The sequence below is a fragment of the Marinobacter litoralis genome (assembly GCF_016427555.1).
In the GTDB taxonomy this organism is placed as follows: domain Bacteria; phylum Pseudomonadota; class Gammaproteobacteria; order Pseudomonadales; family Oleiphilaceae; genus Marinobacter; species Marinobacter litoralis_A.
In genome coordinates, this window is record NZ_JAELVS010000001.1 from 428,299 (window position 1) to 445,620 (window position 17,322).

14 protein-coding genes are annotated in these 17,322 nt (G+C 57.9%); 6 read left to right on the top strand and 8 right to left on the bottom strand.

Features of this window, described 5'->3' with window-relative positions:
- Window positions 1-4 precede the first annotated feature (4 nt).
- Window positions 5-1,309: a DSD1 family PLP-dependent enzyme gene (locus JAO79_RS01965; RefSeq protein ID WP_199005482.1), complete on the top strand. Its 1,305-nt coding sequence runs from the start codon at window positions 5-7 to the stop codon at window positions 1,307-1,309.
- A 57-nt stretch (window positions 1,310-1,366) separates the two neighbouring features.
- A complete protein-coding gene (gene ybaK, locus JAO79_RS01970) occupies window positions 1,367-1,837 on the top strand; it encodes a Cys-tRNA(Pro) deacylase (RefSeq protein ID WP_199005483.1) in 471 nt (156 codons plus the stop codon).
- 42 nt (window positions 1,838-1,879) lie between these two features.
- Here the strand turns inward: ybaK and JAO79_RS01975 are convergent, their stop codons facing one another.
- From JAO79_RS01975 to JAO79_RS02010, 8 genes are all read right to left on the bottom strand, one after another.
- Window positions 1,880-4,123: an NADP-dependent isocitrate dehydrogenase gene (locus JAO79_RS01975; protein ID WP_199005484.1), complete on the bottom strand. Its 2,244-nt coding sequence runs from the start codon at window positions 4,121-4,123 to the stop codon at window positions 1,880-1,882.
- 453 nt (window positions 4,124-4,576) lie between these two features.
- The gene (locus JAO79_RS01980) at window positions 4,577-6,565 is read right to left on the bottom strand and encodes an acetoacetate--CoA ligase (protein WP_199005485.1); all 1,989 of its coding nucleotides are present in this window, start codon (window positions 6,563-6,565) and stop codon (window positions 4,577-4,579) included.
- 16 nt (window positions 6,566-6,581) lie between these two features.
- Window positions 6,582-7,364, bottom strand: a complete 783-nt coding sequence (locus JAO79_RS01985) for a 3-hydroxybutyrate dehydrogenase (protein WP_199005486.1) — start codon at window positions 7,362-7,364, stop codon at window positions 6,582-6,584.
- 55 nt (window positions 7,365-7,419) lie between these two features.
- Entirely contained in the window at window positions 7,420-8,790 is a 1,371-nt protein-coding gene (locus tag JAO79_RS01990) for a TRAP transporter large permease (RefSeq protein ID WP_199005487.1), read from the bottom strand.
- A 16-nt stretch (window positions 8,791-8,806) separates the two neighbouring features.
- Window positions 8,807-9,424 carry a TRAP transporter small permease subunit gene (locus JAO79_RS01995; protein ID WP_199005488.1) on the bottom strand — a complete coding sequence of 206 codons (618 nt, stop codon included), beginning with the start codon at window positions 9,422-9,424 and terminating at the stop codon, window positions 8,807-8,809.
- Window positions 9,425-9,504: 80 nt separating this feature from the next.
- Complete coding sequence (locus tag JAO79_RS02000) at window positions 9,505-10,590, bottom strand: TRAP transporter substrate-binding protein (protein WP_199005489.1); 1,086 nt, start codon at window positions 10,588-10,590, stop codon at window positions 9,505-9,507.
- A 312-nt stretch (window positions 10,591-10,902) separates the two neighbouring features.
- On the bottom strand, window positions 10,903-12,321 hold the full coding sequence (locus tag JAO79_RS02005) for a sigma-54 interaction domain-containing protein (protein WP_199005490.1): 1,419 nt from the start codon (window positions 12,319-12,321) through the stop codon (window positions 10,903-10,905).
- Between the two features lie 17 nt (window positions 12,322-12,338).
- Window positions 12,339-12,695, bottom strand: a complete 357-nt coding sequence (locus tag JAO79_RS02010) for a DUF6164 family protein (RefSeq protein WP_199005491.1) — start codon at window positions 12,693-12,695, stop codon at window positions 12,339-12,341.
- 82 nt (window positions 12,696-12,777) lie between these two features.
- Here JAO79_RS02010 and JAO79_RS02015 point away from each other — a divergent pair, with 82 nt between their 5' ends.
- Genes JAO79_RS02015 through JAO79_RS02030 form a run of 4 tightly spaced genes read left to right on the top strand, consistent with a single transcriptional unit; the run spans window position 12,778 to window position 17,261 of the window.
- Window positions 12,778-14,193, top strand: a complete 1,416-nt coding sequence (locus JAO79_RS02015; RefSeq protein ID WP_199005492.1) for a DUF2868 domain-containing protein — start codon at window positions 12,778-12,780, stop codon at window positions 14,191-14,193.
- Window positions 14,190-15,620 (top strand): GTPase/DUF3482 domain-containing protein, encoded by a 1,431-nt coding sequence (locus JAO79_RS02020; protein ID WP_199005493.1) that lies wholly within the window; start codon window positions 14,190-14,192, stop codon window positions 15,618-15,620. The genes JAO79_RS02015 and JAO79_RS02020 overlap by 4 nt, the downstream gene beginning before the upstream one ends.
- 50 nt (window positions 15,621-15,670) lie before the next feature.
- Window positions 15,671-16,066: an ectoine synthase gene (locus tag JAO79_RS02025; protein ID WP_114335060.1), complete on the top strand. Its 396-nt coding sequence runs from the start codon at window positions 15,671-15,673 to the stop codon at window positions 16,064-16,066.
- A gap of 10 nt (window positions 16,067-16,076) precedes the next feature.
- A complete protein-coding gene (locus tag JAO79_RS02030) occupies window positions 16,077-17,261 on the top strand; it encodes a CynX/NimT family MFS transporter (protein ID WP_199005494.1) in 1,185 nt (394 codons plus the stop codon).
- The last annotated feature ends 61 nt before the right edge of the window (window positions 17,262-17,322 follow it).

Below are 17,322 nucleotides of genomic sequence, written 5' to 3' on the forward strand. Positions count from 1 at the left end.
CGCCATGGCACACAGCGAAGCGTTTCGAAAACAGCGCCGAAAACTGTTGCTGACCGCTGCCGCACTGGGCAGCCTGGGCACCGTCGGTCTGCTGAAGCCCGAAGCAAACACTGCCGGGCATTCCGGCTATTTTCTGTCGCTGCAGAAAGCCCTGCGCGAAAACGGGCTGGCAACGCCAACGCTGGTGATTGACCGCCAGCGCCTCGGTCACAACATTGCGGCGCTGAAACGCCGCATTAGCGGCGATTTCGGCTACCGGATCGTTGCCAAGTCTTTGCCTTCGTTGCCATTGCTCAGATACGTGATGGCCGGAACCGGCACCCGTAAACTGATGCTGTTTCACCAACCAAGCCTGAATCAGGTGGCGGATGCCTTGCCTGACTCTGATCTGTTGGTAGGCAAGCCACTTCCGGTGGCCTGTGCGGCCCGTTTCTACCAACAATTTGCAACCTCTTCCAGTCAGTTTAACCCGGCCATGCAACTGCAGTGGTTGATCGATTCCGAGGCCCGACTGGCTGAATACCAGCAACTGGCAGCACAGCTGAACCAACCGCTGCGGGTTAATCTCGAGATCGATATCGGCCTTCACCGCGGTGGTTTCAGCGATCAGAAATCCTTGGCCGGAGTGCTGACCACCATTGAGCAGTCCCCGTGGCTGAGTTTCAGCGGTTTTATGGGTTACGAACCCCACGTGCTGAAAGCGCCCGGCCCCACAGAATGGTTGCTCGAGCAGGCCATGGCCCGTTATCAGCAGTTTGTGGACACCGCAGAACACACCTTGGGCCGTAGTATTTCCAATCTGACGCTGAACACGGGTGGCTCCACGACGTTTCCGCTTTACCAGGGAAGGGCTGGGCAAGTCCCCGCAAACGAACTGGCAGCGGGTTCTGCGCTGGTTATGCCTACCGATTTCGATGTCGCAACACTGGCCGGCCATCAACCCGCCGCATTCATTGCAACCCCGGTCCTGAAACTTCTGGAGCGCACACGCATTCCCGGTGTCCCGGGCTTGGGCCGACTGCAAACACTTTGGAACCCCAATCACGCCCGCACCGCATTTATCTACGGCGGTTACTGGAAGGCCAGCCCGGTTTCCCCGCCGGGGTTGGTGACCAACGGCATTTATGGCCGTTCGACCAATCAGGAAATGCTGAACCTCGCCGACGAGGTTCCGCTTGAGGTGGGTGATCGGGTATTCCTGCGCCCCCATCAAAGCGAGGCCGTGTTACTGGAATTCGGCGACCTGGCCGTTTTTGACGCGAGCAAAGGCAAAATCACCGAGCGCTGGCCGGTGTTCGAGCGGGGGTGAACTCGGCCACCGTCCGTGTTTTAATTCCGGCAAACCGTTCAGGCAACAGGATGGCCCATGACTCCCGGAATTCTCGCCGCTAAAAAAGCGAAAATAAGCTACACCGTACACGAATACGAACACGATCCGTCGGCCGAAAGCTATGGCAACGAGGCCGCCGACAAAATGGGCGTAGACCCGAACCGGGTGTTTAAAACGCTGGTGGTGGCGCTGGACAACAAAGAGCTGGCGGTTGGGCTGGTACCGGTCACCAGCAAGCTCAGCCTGAAGCTGATCGCGAAAGCCGCAAAAGCAAAAAAAGCCGGTATGGCCGATAAGCAACTGGTGCAGCGGAGCACCGGTTATGTGCTGGGCGGAGTGAGTCCGCTGGGGCAGAAAAAACGTTTGCAGACGTTCATTGATGCCACTGCCGAGCAGTACGACACCATTTTCGTCAGTGCGGGTAAGCGGGGATTGGAAATCGAATTGGCTCCGGCCGATTTGGCCAAGCTGACCGGTGCGGGTTTCGCAAATTTACAGCAAGACTAAAAAAAACAGGCCGGGGTTTTACCCCCGGCCTGTGTTCGAACCTTAGTTCACGGAAGCAGCGGCTTCCTCAAGGATCTTGTTGAAGGTGGCGCTTGGGCGCATCACTTCAGACACTTTTTCAGCCGGTGCGTAGTAGTATCCGCCGATGTCGGCCGGATGACCCTGTACGACTGTCATTTCTTCCAGAATCTTGTCCTTGTTGGCTTCCAGCTGCTCAGACAACTTGGCAAAGAACTCTTTCAGCTCCTTGTCGTCGTCCTGCTTGGACAATTCCTCTGCCCAGTAACGGGCCAGATGGAAGTGGGAACCACGGTTGTCCAGCTCGCCGGTCACGCGGGACGGAGACTGGTTGTTCTCCAGCAGGCGCTCGGTTGCTTTGTCCATAGTCTGACCCAGCAGACGGGCACGGGCGTTGTCGTGCTTTTGACCCAACTCATCCAGAGACACAGCTGTCGCCAGGAATTCACCCAGTGAATCCCAGCGCAGGTGGTTTTCCTGAACCAACTGCTGTACGTGCTTGGGTGCAGAACCGCCTGCACCGGTCTCGTACAGACCACCGCCGTTCAGCAAGGGTACGATGGACAGCATCTTGGCACTGGTGCCCAGTTCCAGGATCGGGAACAGGTCGGTCAGGTAGTCCCGCAGCACGTTACCAGTGACAGAAATGGTGTCCAGACCACGAATCAAGCGCTCCATGGTCCAGCGAATGGCGCGCACAGGCGATTCGATACGAATGTGCAGACCTTCGGTGTCGTGATCTTTCAGGTAGGTGTTGACCTTCTTGATCAGTTCCGCGTCATGGGCACGCTCGTCGTCCAGCCAGAATACGGCAGGCATACCGGTGGCGCGGGCGCGGTTAACGGCCAGCTTGACCCAATCGCGAATCGGCAGGTCTTTGGTCTGGCAGGCACGCCAGATATCGCCTTCTTCCACGTTGTGTTCGGTCAGTAAGGTGCCGTCTTCGGTAACGATGCGAACGATACCGTCTTCTTCAATTTCGAAGGTCTTGTCGTGGGAGCCGTACTCTTCCGCTTTCTGCGCCATCAAGCCAACGTTCGGTACGGTACCCATAGTGGTGGGATCAAACGCGCCGTGGGTTTTACAGAAGTTGATGGTTTCCTGATAGATGGTGGCGTAGGTGGACTCCGGCATAACCGCCTTGGTGTCCTTGAGCTTGCCATCACGGGCCCACATTTTACCGGAGTTACGGATCATGGCCGGCATGGAAGCATCAACGATCACGTCACTGGGCACGTGCAGGTTGGTGATGCCTTTTACCGAATCGACCATGGCGATTTCCGGGCGGTGCTCGTAGGTCTTGTGCAGGGCTTCCTGGATTTCTTCCTGCTTGGACTCTGGCAGCTGCTTGATCTTGTCGAGTACGGAAGACAGACCGTTGTTCGGGTTCACACCGATTTCTTTAAACAGGTCGCCATACTTATCAAACAACTCTTTGTAGTAAATCTTCACCGCGTGACCGAATACGATCGGGTGGGAGATTTTCATCATGGTCGCTTTGACGTGCAGGGAGAACATCACGCCAGTCTTTTCGCAGTCTTCGATCGCGTCTTCGAAGAATTTGCAGAGCGCTTTCTTGCTCATGAACATGCCGTCAACCACTTCGCCTTCCTGCAGCGGCAGGTCAGCTTTCAGTACGGTCTGCTCACCTTTTTTGTTCTCGAACACGATGCGGGCGTTGGTCGCCTTGTCCATCGTGACGGACTGCTCGCTGGAGTAGAAATCGCCCTCGCGCATGTGCGCGACGTGAGTGCGTGACGCCGGGCTCCACTCGCCCATGGTGTGCGGGTATTTGCGAGCGAAAGCTTTAACCGCGGCCGGGGCGCGACGGTCAGAGTTACCTTCACGCAGAACCGGGTTTACGGCGCTGCCCAGTACTTTGGAGTAACGGGCGTGGATGTCTTTTTCTTCGTCGGTCTCCGGGTGCTCTTTGTACTCAGGGACGTTGTAGCCTTTTTCGTTCAGCTCTTTGATGGCTGCACGCAACTGCGGAATGGAGGCTGAGATGTTCGGCAGTTTGATGATGTTGGCATCAGGGTCTTTGGTGTATTCACCCAGTTCGGCCAGGTCATCGGTGACCCGCTGGTTTTCTTCCAGGTAGTCGGGGAAGCCTGCCAGGATACGGGCCGCCAGGGAGATGTCGCTGGTTTCGAATTCAATGCCTGCCGGCTTGGCGAAGGTTTCCAGTATGGGGAGCAGTGACCGGGTGGCTAGCGCGGGGGCTTCGTCGGTCAGGGTGTAGATGATCTTGGACTTGGATTTGGTCATTTTCGTCCTCTGGCTAAAGGGTGGGTTCAGGACGGTCATGGCGAGGCCGGTCGTCTTGTGAACGTCTGGCCGGGGCAATGACTGATTCGGAACTTTTGATAGACCTACTAAGATAGCATTTTTTGCGGCTGTTGGATTACGATCTTAGTATAAGAACGTACGAACAATGCCTGATCTTTCACTACAACATGATGAAACGGCGGGAATTTACGAAACTTTCTAACATTTCAGGGATTTGGAGTGGACGCAGTGTGGGGTAAGGCTGCCCAAAACACGCTCCTTCGGCACATCCATGTGACGCTTGGGCTCCGCCATCCTTGGCTCCGCACAGTTTTGGGCAGCCTTACCCCACACCGCTGATCAAACTCCGGGTTGTATTCCGCGCGCGCCCCCGAATCCTTTCTGCTTTATATTCGTAGCTCAACGCTCACTAAACCATCCTTCGCTTGGCGATCATTCCGGCAACAGGCCGGATTGCACCAGCCGTTCCCGGATCTGATCCAACGCCTCGGGGTTGGCCAACGCATCCCGGTTATCGGCTTTCTTTGAACCGTTGATCAAACGGGCCACCGCGAGTTCTACTTTTTTGCCGCTTCGGGTGTAGGGGATGTCGGGCACTTCCACGATGTGTTTGGGTACGTGTCTTGGGCTGGCGCCTTCGCGGATTTTGGTTTTCAGGGTTTTCATCAACTCGTCGGTGACGCTTTGGCCGGCGGCTGGCACTACGAACAGGACGACTTCTACGTCGCCTTCGATCTGGCGGCCAACCACCAGGCTGTCTTTGACTTCGGCGACGGTTTCAACCTGGCGGTAGATTTCGGCGGTGCCGATTCTTACGCCGCCGGGGTTGAGGGTGGCGTCGGAGCGGCCGTAGATGATGGCACCGCCGTGTTCAGTGAATTCGATGAAGTCGCCGTGAGCCCATACGCCGGGGAAGGTGTTGAAGTAGGCGTCCTGGTAGCGTTCGTTGTCCGGGTCTTGCCAGAAGCTGACGGGCATGGACGGCAGTGGTTGGCGGCAGACGAGTTCACCGCGGCCGTCGCTGACCGGTTCTCCGTCGTCGTTGTAGGCGACAGCATCGACGCCTAGGAAACGGCACTGGATTTCGCCTCGGCGCACCGGCAGCAGCGGTGTTGCGCCCACGAAGCAGCCGCAGATGTCGGTGCCGCCGGCGATGGAACCCAACAGTACGTTAGGTGCGCCGTGGCTGTAGATCCAGTCGTAGTCTTCCGGCAGCAAGGGCGAGCCGGTGGAGAAGACCACGCGCAAGGCACTTTGGTCGTGGGTTTTTGCGGGTTCCAGCCCGGCTTTTCGGCAACCGGCGATGAAACGGGCGCTGGTGCCGTAGTGGGTAACGCGCTCTTTAGCCACGGTTTCCCAGAGGAAGTCGAGGCTGGGGTAGCCGGGTGAGCCGTCTACGGTGATCACAGCAGCACCGGTCATCAGGGCCGAGGCTTGCCAGTTCCACATCATCCAGCCACAGGTGGTGAAGTACAGGAAGCGATCGTCCGGGCCAACGTCGCCATGCAGCATCAGTTCTTTGGCGTGGTTGATCAGCAAGCCAGCGGTGCCGTGCACGATGCACTTGGGTTTTCCGGTGGTGCCAGAGGAATACAGGATGTACACGGGGTGATCCGGGTCTACCGGGGTGTACGAAGGTGCCTGCCCGGCACCGGCTTCAAGGGCCTGCTCCCAGGTAGTTACCCGGTCGCCGGCTACCGGCGCTTCGTCCGGTAATTGCTGAACGCTGACCACCGCTTTCAGTGAAGGCAGGCCACCAATAAGCTCGGCGAAATCCTGCTGGCGAGCAAAGGTTTTGCCGCCATAACCATATCCGTTCACAACGATCAGCGCGGCGGGTTCAATTTGACCGAAGCGGTCGTTAATGGCGCCAATGCCGAAATCCGGTGACGCGGAGCTCCAGATCGCCCCCATGCTGGTGGCGGCCAGCATACCCACCAAGGCTTCGTAGCCATTGGTGACAACTCCGGCAACCCGATCTCCTTTTTCAATGCCTTTACTGCGCAGAAACGCTTCCAGCGCACCGGCATCGGCTTTCAGTTCGCGGTAGCTTTTACGCAGCACCGGTCGGGTTTCGCAGTAGGCGACCACCGCCTCTTTGTCTGCATGGTCATTGTCTGCCCAACGCAGCAAATTGGCGGCAAAGTTCAGTTTCATGCCCGGGAACCATTCCGCCCCGGGCATGCTCCGGCTACCCAATACCTCAGTTGCCGGGGTATCGCAGATCAACCCGCAGTAGTCCCAGACTTTCTGCCAGAAGGTTTCAAGTTCGTCGATCGACCACTGGTGCAGCGCGTGGTAATCCGCGAAGGGGCCGTAACCTTCAAGTTCAAGCCAGCTTTTAAACTGGCCCATTCGGGAATTGGCCAAGGTGGTTTCTGTCGGAGCCCATACCACCGTTGATTGTTCTGCTGTGCTCATTCGTGTCTCCAGATTCTTACTGCATGTGCCAACCGTGGCTGACCACCATAGATTGCCCGGTCAGGGCGTTGGAGGGGAAGGCCGCCAGATGGACTGCCAGTTCCGAGACATCCTCCACGGTTGTAAATTCGCCATCCACGGTGTTCTTCAACATAACCTTACTGATGACGTCTTGTTCCGAGATTCCCAATTCTTTGGCTTGTTCGGGAATCTGTTTATCCACCAACGGGGTGCGCACAAAGCCGGGGCAAATGATGTTGCTGCGCACCCCAAATTCCGCACCTTCTTTCGCCACCGCGCGACACAATCCGAGCATGCCATGCTTGGCAGCAACGTAGGGTGCCTTCAGAGGTGACGCTTCCAACGAATGCACCGAACCCATGTATAGCATAGTGCCACGGTTTTGCTCATACATCTGCTTCAGAGCGGCTCGGGTCACCAGAAACGCGCCATCCAGATGCACATGCATCACCTTACTCCAGTCGGCATAGGCCAGTTTATGCACCGGGTCAATGTGCTGGATACCGGCATTGGCGAGGGCAATGTCCAGCCGGCCCCACTTATCCACAATCGCCGTAACCCCTTGGCTGACGGCTTGTTCGTCGGTCACATCCATGGCCAACGCCATCGCCGTGCCGCCGGCCTGCTCAATGGCGGCGACGGTGTCGGCCACGCTGTCCAGAGTAAGATCCGCGACGGCCACGCAGGCACCCTCGCGAGCGAAATGTTCCGCAATGGCCCGGCCAATACCACGGCCAGCCCCGGTTACTAATGCAGTTTGCTGTTGAAGACGTTTCATCACAGTCCCCTTATTGTTGTTTCGTTATAGTCGGTTATTAACTCTGCAAACGGATTCAAGAGCCGCCGTAGACTTCATTGGGCAGCCAGGTCGCCAACGGTTCAAACCAGAACACCAGCGCCAACGCCAGTATTTGCAATGCGATGAAGGGCAAGACGCCCAGATAGATATCCCGGGTGGTGACTTCCGGCGGGCACACGCCCTTGATGTAAAACAAAGAGAAGCCGACTGGCGGAGTCAGGAACGAAGTCTGCAGACAGATGGCAAACATGATCGCAAACCAAACTGGCTCTACGCCCATCTTGAACAGCACCGGCGCTACCAGCGGCAGCACGATCAAAGTAATCTCGACCCAATCCAGGAAGAAGCCCAGCAGGAAGGTGATCAGCAGCACCGTCAACAACACACCCGTCGTGCCAAAGGGCAGGCCGGTAATGGCTCCCTCAATAACTTCATCACCGCCCAAACCGCGCAGTACCGACGCAAACACGGTGGCACCAATGAAGATGCCAAAGATAAACGCCGAGGTTCGGCTGGTTTGATACAACGACTCTTTCAGGGTTGCCATGTCCAGGCGCTTGCTGACAAATGCCATCAGCAATGCGCCCCCGGCGCCCACGGCTGACGCCTCGGTGGTGGTGGCAATGCCAAAGAAAATGGACCCCAGCACCGCGATGATCAGCACCATTGGTGGCAAGACCGCCTGAACCACACCAAGAATGGCCTTGGCGTCGAGCGGCTCACGATTCTCCGGCGCAGGCGCCAGATCTTTCTTAATGAAGGAGGCGATCAAGATGTACAGGATGTACATGGCGCCCAGCATCACGCCTGGGATGAGTGCGCCCATGAACAGCTTGCCCACCGAGGCATCGGAGGTACCCAACCGGTCGGCCATCAACACCAGCATGATGCTGGGCGGCACCAGAATACCGAGAGTGCCTACCGAACAAGCGGTACCGACCGCCAGCGACTTGTTGTACTTGGCCTGCATCATTGGCCCCAGCGACAACATACCCAGCAGCACCACCGATGCACCGACGATGCCGGTGGATGCTGCCAGCAGCACACCAACAATAACCACCGTGACGGCATAACCACCGCGCAAGGGGCCGAGCACCCGCACCAGACTGTGCATCAGTTTCTCGGCAATGCCGGAGCGGTCCAGCATGATGCCCATGAAGATAAACATCGGCAGGGCCACCATCAGCTCGTTGGCGACAATGCCGTAGATTCTGGCGTCCAGCACACCAATGGTGCCTTGCCAGGTAAACCAGATCGGGGAGTCGAAATACTCCACCATCACGTGCCCGACAATGCCGAACACCAGACCGATACCGGCCAGCGACCAGGCCACCGGGAAACCCAGCAACAGCAACAACATGAAGCTGGCAAACATGGCGATAACTAGAATTGCTTCTACACCCATAGCGTTTGTCTCGTTCTCAAGGATTAGGATGGCCGGTGGAACGGCGATCATCGTCAGTGGGCGCTATGGCTCTCGGAAAACCAAACAGCAGAGTGGTACACCGGGTCCCTCTGGAGAATAACGCCACCATGACCAAGGCCAGGCCCAGAGGCAGCATGCTCTTGAAGATAAACCGGTACGGCAGGCCGCTGGGTGCCTGCGATCGTTCCTGATAGATCCAGGCTTTCCAGGCGTAGGGCACCAGGGCATCGATCATCAGGTAGATGATTGGCAGGGCCAGAAAAACGATTCCCAGCAGTTCTATCCAGGCTTGGGCCTTGAGCGGGAACTTTTCTTTCAACACATCGACCCGAACATGGTCGTCCCGAACCACGGCGTAGCCCAGCGTGAGCATGGTGGCGATCCCGAACAGGTGCCAGGACAGCTCTTCCAGAGCGATCGATCCCTGCTCCAGTACATAGCGCGAGAACACATTGGTCAGCACCACCAGAAGCACACCTATCCATAACCAGGAACTCAGGCGACCCACGGCAACGACCAAGCAGTCGAGCCGCGAGGACAGGGCGTTATCAGGCAGTACACCTTTATCGTGGGACAGGGTCGGGCTTCCCACCGGTGTCTTGGAATCAGTCACGTTCACCTCGATTCTTTCGGATGCAGGAGAGAGCGACAGGCAGCGCACATGTGCTGCCTGTCATGATCATCATCCAGTGATCAGTCGTACTGGTAGAAAGTCCGGGGCAGGTAGCCCTTGGAGTGCCAGATGGAGTGGTGCTCCATGAAGTTGCGCTGGCTGGTCAGAACCCGCTTGAACATCGGGTCTTTGGCCGCGATTTCGTCCAGCACTTCGTTGGTGACCTTTTGCAGTTCACGCAGCACTGGCTCTGGCAGGGTTTGCGCGGTTACACCTTCCTTTTCATAGTCACGCAGGGCGGTAGGCTGTGCCCATTCACTTTGGGCAAAGCCCTTCAGCGTAGCGGCCTCACAACCCATTTCGATCAACGCGCGCGATTCCGGCTCCAGATCTTCCCAGGTGTCTTTGTTCACCAACAGGTGCGACGTGGTCAGTGTCTGGTGCCAGCCGGGCATGATGTAGTTCTTGATGATCTGGTCAAGACCCAGCATTTTGTCGATCGCAGGCTGGGAGAACTCGGTCGCGTCAATGGTTTTACGTTCCAGCGCCTGATAGATTTCGCCGCCGGGAACCATGGTCACCGAAGCGCCAAGCTTCTCCAGAACCTTACCGCCGATGCCGGCAAAGCGGATTTTCAGGCCGTCGTAATCTTCCACGCCTTTGATGGGCTCCGCGAACCAACCCGCACCTTCAGGACCGATGATGGAACACAGCATGGGGTGAATGTTGCGCTCGGCGTAGATTTCTTCCAGCAGTTCACGGCCGTCACCTTCGTAATACCAGGCCAGATAGGCTGGCGGCTCCATGTTGAAAGGGGCACCGGAATAAAGCGGCAAGGCGGGAATAGTGCCTTGATCGTAGCCAACCCAGGTATAACCGGCCGGGTACTTGCCACTGCCCACGGCATCCATAATTTCAAACGGTGGAACCAGCTCCCCGGGCTCGTAGTAACGCAGCTGAATGTCGCCACCGGAAATCGCTTTGAGGTTTTCACTCAGGTGCTTCACCGGCGTGGTCAGGCCAATCAGATGCGAGGGGAAGGCCAGAGGTACTTGCCAGCGTACTTTCTCGGCTGCAAGCACATCACTACTGGCGAGGCCGCCACTGATCACTGCCGCGGCGGTGATGCCATAGGTAAGACGAGAGAGCTTCTGCTTGATCGACATGTATTGGATCCTTCTTGTTGTTGTCATCCGCCACCCGGTCGTTCCGCCGGTAGGCTTTTATAGAATCAGACAACGCTGGAAATCCAACTGGCGCGGTGATGTGGTCCAACAGTATTGCGTCAGTCTTTATTCGAGCGTTGTTCTGACGTACTACACACCCACTTCAGCAACGCTTGTGCCAAACAAGTTAAGTTACTGATAATGCTGAGAAACAAAAACCTAAACTATTGGAGCGAATCCGCTGTCGTCCGAAAATCCGGACAAAAATAACTGAAAGTCTTAGTCGAGCGTCCGGAAAAACAGACAGGCGTCCTAGTTTCCGGACAGCTTCGCCATTTTCTCGTACAGGACAGAGCGCGAGATGCCCAGCAGCTTGGCCGCCCGGGTGCGATTCCCCCGGCAGGCCGCCAACGCTTCCTCAATGGCCTGAGCCTCTGCTACTGCAACAACCCGAGCCAACGGCCGCACTGGCCGAAACGGTGTTCTGGGCGCCGTCTCGGCATCACCCCCTGGCAATACTTTCAGAATAGCATCAGTATCCAGAAGCTCACCTTCTTCGCTCATGGTCAGGGCGCGCTCAAGCACATTCCGAAGCTCCCGGATATTACCGGGCCAGTGATAGGCGCTCAGCGCCGCGATACCCGCATCGGTGATTTCGCCGCGCAATCCCTGGCTCTCGCAGATCTCCCCCAGTAGTACCTCTGACAAAATACCCAGATCCACCAACCGCTCACGTAAGGGAGGTATCCAGATCTCCAGCACGTTCAAGCGGTAATACAAATCGGAACGGAAGCTGCCTTCAGCCATCATCTCGTCAAGATTGCGACTGGTGGCTGCAATGACACGAACATCCACCGGAATGAGCTTGTTCGATCCCAAAGGCTCGATTTCGCCCTCCTGCAAGACCCGCAGCAACTTCGCTTGCAACGGCAGGGGCATGTCACCGACTTCGTCGAGAAACAGCGTGCCGCCGTTGGCCAACTGGAACTTGCCGTCTCGTGTGCGCTTGTCCGCGCCGGTATAGGCTCCGGGGGCAACCCCGAAGAATTCTGCCTCCAGCAGATTTTCGGGCACCGCCGCCAGATTAACCCCGACGAACGGTTTTTCCGCCCGTTCCGAGGCGGAATGAATGGCCTGCGCCAACACCTCTTTACCGGTGCCGGTTTCACCCAGCAGCAGCACCGGCACCTCCCGGCCAGAGGCTAACCGGGCTCTACGCTTTACTTCCAACGCCTGGGGGCTGGCACCCACAAAATCGGTCAGACTGTAGCGAGTGCCCCGGGTCTTTTTCGCCAGTGCTTTCCGGGCCGCGGCCAAATCCTGGTGCAGGCGCCTAAACTTGGAAACCAGCGGGGTCAGCGGCTGGACATCGTCGTAAAGCACGAACGCCACCGCGCCAACCACTTCACCGTTGTCGTCATAAAACGGTAAGCGCGATACCACCAATTGCTGTTCATTGTGCTCCATGATGTCGAGCAGCATGGGTTTTCCGGTCGCCACCACTTCCGGCATTCGGGTATGGGGAATCACCCGCCCAATTTCCTTGCCGATGACTGAGGCGGGCGACGGTAACTGCAGCAAGTCGGAATAACACTGGTTTATCCAGGTAATCCGGCTGTCCACATCAATGGCAATGGCTCCGGCACTGGCTTGCTCAAACATGGGCGCCATTGCGTCGATCAGCTCACGGGTCAACCCGGTTTTGTTTTTATCTGGGAAGATCTGTTTCATGGGGCTCGCCATAGTGGCTACAAACGGATGTAGGGTAACAACGTCAAACTCAAGATGGCTGCAATTGCGATGATGGCAGCAAGAAAAGTGACTGGCCGGGAGCGGAACTGATACCAGAGGCCAGTTTCACCCCGTTCACAGCGAGCATCGTACTCCTGGCGCTGCCGGGCAAGGCGCCGGGCCTGGTAGTCGTCCAGTAACGCTCTTGCCCGAACTGCTTCGTCGTCATCGTGCACCCAGAAACCGCCCATACTGATGCCCCATCGGCTTGGGGGTGTTTCGTAGTAACGGACCTCGTGCTCTTCGAACAGCGCGCGGATGTCATCGGCTTCATCGTCCGGTACGTTGCGAAGGTTCATCAAGTGATGGGGCATAGGGTTTCCGGCTGGCTTCGTTAGCGTCGTTGGCTATATCCTAGCAGGAAAGCAAATCCGATCGAATTTATCAGGACGCTGCATGAGCCAGAACACTCTCCGTCTGTTGCTGGACGTAGACAGCCGCTTCCAGCGGGACAGGGACCAGTCCCCGGCGTTTCTTCACCGCCGGGACCGCCGCTTTGCGCTCGATTGTGAACAACAGGGAATCAGCCCGACGCCCGAACGTTGGCTCGATCACATGCGGCGACTCAGTGGCCCGGGTAGCGAACAGCAAACCGGGCGCAAAGTGCAGCAACAGTGGCAGCGCATCAACCACGGTTTTGCCGCCGCTGGTGCCGTATTCGGCGCGCTCACAATGGCGGGTCTGCTTTTCTACGACGGCGGCCAACGCATCAACATCACCGTGTTTCTGGCTTTCGTTGTTTTACAGCTACTTCTGGCACTGGCCACCACCGCCCAATCGCTGATGGGTTGGCAACCCTGGCGCTGGCTTGTTAAACGCCTCGATCTGCAAGCACCGGAAAGCGCACTGGCGCCTCTGCAACCAACACTGATGGCGCGCGCCGGGCACACTGGTGGTGTGGCCTTTGCCTTGACTGGTTTGCTCACGTTGTTGGTTTTACTGGTCATTCAGGATTTGGCATTTGGCTGGAGTACCACGCTCGATACCGCCGCCGGTAGCTACCACCGCTTAATTCAAACCATCGCCGCACCCTGGTCGATGCTATGGCCGGCGGCCGTGCCGTCTCTCGAGCTTGTTGAAGCAACCCGTTTCTTCCGGGCTGCGCCCATCCGCCAGGCCGTAGCGCCTGAGCAGTGGGGTAACTGGTGGCCGTTTGTGGTCATGCTCTGGGTCACCTGGGTGATGCTTCCCCGATTGCTGTTATTGGGGTTCAGTCACTGGTTTACCGCTCGTAAAGCACGACAACTGCTGCACGACCACCCGGGCATGCAAGCGCTGTTGTACCGAATGGAAACCCCGACACTCGACACCGGCAACCAGCACAACGATGCCAGCGATCTGCCGGATGTCCGCACTCAAGCCTGCACCAACGAGCTGTGCGACACCCGGTATCTGGTTTGTTGGGCCGGCGCCGGCGAGCCAGAGTTGCCGCAACAACTAACCCTGCAGGACAGTCAGATCCTGAAAGCCGGTGGGCGCGCCTCTCTGGCCGAAGACGATCACGTATTGGCAACCTTGGCTAAGGCTCTTTCCCAAGAAACGTCACCGGCAGTGATCCTGATTACCCGCAGCTGGGAGCCACCGACCGGGGAGTTGCACGACTTCCTCGAACAGGCGCACGAGCAATGGTCTGCCGGCACGCGGGTGATGATCTTGCCGCTGGCAAACGACGCCAACCAGCCTCCGAAACACAGCCTAATTCAGCCATGGTTGCGCTTTACCGAAAGGTTGCCTGAAGGCTTTGCCAGCGTTGCCCGGTTGCCCGCGTCGCCCGACACCCTCTACCAGGCCCCGGGAGCCTCAGCGTTATGACCCAGCCTCCTGTTTTCGCGGTAGTCGGCCATCCGAACAAAGGCAAATCCAGCGTTGTCGCGACCCTGTCCCAGAACGATGCCATCGCCATTGCACTGGAACCCGGCACTACCCGGGCGAGCCAGCGCTACCCGCTCACGGTGGATGGCCGGCAGCTTTATACGCTGACCGATACCCCCGGCTTTCAGCGCCCGAGGCGGGTATTGCAATGGCTGCAAGCCCACAGCTTATCGGCATCGGACCACCCGGACACCGTCCGTGCCTTTGTACTTCAGCATAAAGGCGACGAGCGCTACGTAGACGAATGCGAATTGCTAACGCCCATCATCGAAGGCGCCGGCATTATTTACGTGGTCGATGGCTCGGTGCCTTACAGTGCCGAACACGAGGCCGAAATGACCATCCTGCGCTGGACCGGCCGGCCGAGCTTGGCGTTGATCAACAGCATCGGTGACGATGATTACAGCGATGTGTGGCAGGCGGCGCTTGGACAGTTCTTTCAAGTTGTACGCAAATTCGACGCTGTTCGCGCCCCGTTCGAGCAACATTTAAGCCTGTTACGGACGTTTGGCCAATTGGAATCCGACTGGGAACAGCCACTGGAGGAAGCCACCCAACTGCTCGCCGAGCAGCGCCGCCAGCGCCAGCATCAGGCCGCCAACATGATCGCCCGGGCTCTGGAAGATCTGATGGGCTATCAGGAAAAACGCACACTGACTCTGGACCAGGTGGCCAGCACCAGCGAAGCCACGCTCGCAGACACATTGCGCGAGCGCTGGTACAAGCGCCAACGCCGGCGTGAGCAAACCCTGCGGATCGATATCGAGCACCTGTACCAGCACCAGCGCATTACCCGCCAGGAAGCGGAACTGGAATGGGCCAACCAGCACGATTTATTTTCCGAAGACACCCGCCAACATTGGGCGGTCAGCAAGAAGTATCTGGCAACCGCCGGATTCGGGGCCGGGGCCATGGGTGGTGCCGGGATCGACGCGGTCACCTTTGGCTCGTCATTGGGCACCGGGGCGCTCGTAGGTGGCCTGATCGGCGCAGCGGGTAGTTATTTCTACGGCGATCGTTTGGTGCTGCCTGCCCTCAATATCGGCCCTCTGAAGAACGGACTGCAATCCGCCACCTTCGGCCCGGTTCAGGACAGCCAGTTTGGTTACGTCATTCTCGGCCGGGCCGTCGATCACTGGTGGCACATCAGCCACCGCAACCACGCCGGGCGCGACTTACTAACATTGGAGCCGGCCGATCAACATTGGCTGGAGCAACTCGATAAAACCAGCCGACGCGAGATTCAGCGCGCACTCGACCGATGCCGAAAACAACGTCCGTTCAGCCAGTCACAGCGGCAAAATCTGGCGCAAGCGATTGCTCAGGCCATGGCCGCTTATGACAACTGGCGGTTGAATCGCGGCTGACGGGCATGTTTATACTGTAAGGCTATTCCATCACACAATGAGGAATGTGAATGAAAATCGTACGAGTGCAAGACATTATTGGTACCGAGCGCGAAGTAACCGGCCCGGGCTGGACCAGCCGCCGCATGCTTCTGAAAAAAGATGGCATGGGTTTCTCTTTTCACGAAACCATCATCCCCGCCGGTGCCGAATTGAACCTGTGGTACAAGCATCACCTGGAAGCGGTTTACTGCGTAGCCGGTAACGGCACCATTACGGATAAAGCCACCGGTGAAACCCACGAGATCACCGACGGCACCTTGTACGCACTCGACCAGCACGACCAGCACACCCTGCGCGGTGGCACTGAAGATATGCGCTTAATTTGCGCCTTCAACCCGCCTGTGACCGGTCAGGAAGTTCACGACGAAGACGGTGCCTACCTGCCCGACACCAGCGAAGACTGATTCGCACGCCGTGGCAAACAATCTCGCCGCAAACACATCGCCATCGCCAGCCAAGCTGCTGCCGGTGGCGGTGTTGCTTTGGTTAGCCGGTGTTTACTTACGAATTCCTGTGCTGGTGGCGCCGCCGCTGGCACCGTTCATCAGTGACGAACTGGGCCTGACCCAGGCGCTCACCGGTGCACTGACCACCCTGCCGATCCTGATGCTCGCCATTGGCGCTATGCCCGGATCACTTGCCATATCCCGTATCGGCCCGCGCAACACTCTGGCGTTAGCCATGTTGATCATGGTGATTGGGTCCGCCGGCCGGGGCCTGGTACCGGATACCCTGACGCTGATGATCGCCAGTGCCATCATGGGGTTGGGTGTCGCCATGATGCAGCCCGCCTTACCGGCATTGTTGCCCCGTTGGCTTGAGCCGCATCATCTGGCCATCGGCTCGGCGATTTATATGAATGGCATGCTGATGGGCGAGTTTATCGGGGCCGGTATCACGCTGCCGGTACTGATGCCTTTACTCGAAAACAGCTGGCGCGCCACTCTGCTGGCCTGGTCGTTACCGGCGCTATTGGTCGCCGCCGCGCTGTTCCTTCCCAAGCGAGATCTGGCTCGCCCTGTCCGCAAAACCGCCTGGCTTCCGGACTGGAAAAACCCGCTGACGCTACGATTGGGTTTGTTGCTGGGGTTATCCGGCTCGTCCTTCTTCGGGTTGAACGCCTATATGGGCAACCTGCTGGAACAGCAAGGCAACTTCGACCTGCTCCCGGATGCCTTGTTCTGGTACAACTTTGCCCAGGTGTTCGCGTCTCTGGTCATGCTGAAAATGGCGCGCCGCTGGGTAGGGATTCGCAGCTTGATTATCATCATGGGCGTTCTGAGCATCAGCGGCACCCTCGGCGCACTTCTGCTTTCGGGCTGGGCATCGATCCTAAGCGCCACCTTTATGAGCTTTTTTGCGGGTATCTTGCTGATTCTTATGGTGGCCTTGCCACCTTTGCTGGTGTCGTCTGAAGAAACCGGGCGGCTCTCGGCGGGCACGTTTCTGGTCGGTTACACGCTGGCATTCTCTGTGCCCATGCTGGGCGGGGTTCTGGCGGACTGGACGGGGGATATTCGTCACGCAATTTGGGTGATTATCGCCTACGGTGTGCTGGTGCTGCCCATCGCCTTCCGGTTACAGCTGAACCGTCACTGATTCCTGATGGTACCGCCTGAGCCGAGGTCGCCGTAACAGCGAACCCCGGCCAGACAGCCAC

Excerpts from the sequence above, each read along its gene's own strand:
- JAO79_RS01965 (WP_199005482.1), top strand. The coding sequence starts at position 5 with ATGGCACACAGCGAAGCGTTTCGAAAACAGCGCCGAAAACTGTTGCTG.
- ybaK (WP_199005483.1), top strand. The coding sequence starts at position 1,367 with ATGACTCCCGGAATTCTCGCCGCTAAAAAAGCGAAAATAAGCTACACC.
- JAO79_RS01975 (WP_199005484.1), bottom strand. The coding sequence starts at position 4,123 with ATGACCAAATCCAAGTCCAAGATCATCTACACCCTGACCGACGAAGCC.
- JAO79_RS01980 (WP_199005485.1), bottom strand. The coding sequence starts at position 6,565 with ATGAGCACAGCAGAACAATCAACGGTGGTATGGGCTCCGACAGAAACC.
- JAO79_RS01985 (WP_199005486.1), bottom strand. The coding sequence starts at position 7,364 with ATGAAACGTCTTCAACAGCAAACTGCATTAGTAACCGGGGCTGGCCGT.
- JAO79_RS01990 (WP_199005487.1), bottom strand. The coding sequence starts at position 8,790 with ATGGGTGTAGAAGCAATTCTAGTTATCGCCATGTTTGCCAGCTTCATG.
- JAO79_RS02000 (WP_199005489.1), bottom strand. The coding sequence starts at position 10,590 with ATGTCGATCAAGCAGAAGCTCTCTCGTCTTACCTATGGCATCACCGCC.
- JAO79_RS02005 (WP_199005490.1), bottom strand. The coding sequence starts at position 12,321 with ATGAAACAGATCTTCCCAGATAAAAACAAAACCGGGTTGACCCGTGAG.
- JAO79_RS02010 (WP_199005491.1), bottom strand. The coding sequence starts at position 12,695 with ATGCCCCATCACTTGATGAACCTTCGCAACGTACCGGACGATGAAGCC.
- JAO79_RS02015 (WP_199005492.1), top strand. The coding sequence starts at position 12,778 with ATGAGCCAGAACACTCTCCGTCTGTTGCTGGACGTAGACAGCCGCTTC.
- JAO79_RS02020 (WP_199005493.1), top strand. The coding sequence starts at position 14,190 with ATGACCCAGCCTCCTGTTTTCGCGGTAGTCGGCCATCCGAACAAAGGC.
- JAO79_RS02025 (WP_114335060.1), top strand. The coding sequence starts at position 15,671 with ATGAAAATCGTACGAGTGCAAGACATTATTGGTACCGAGCGCGAAGTA.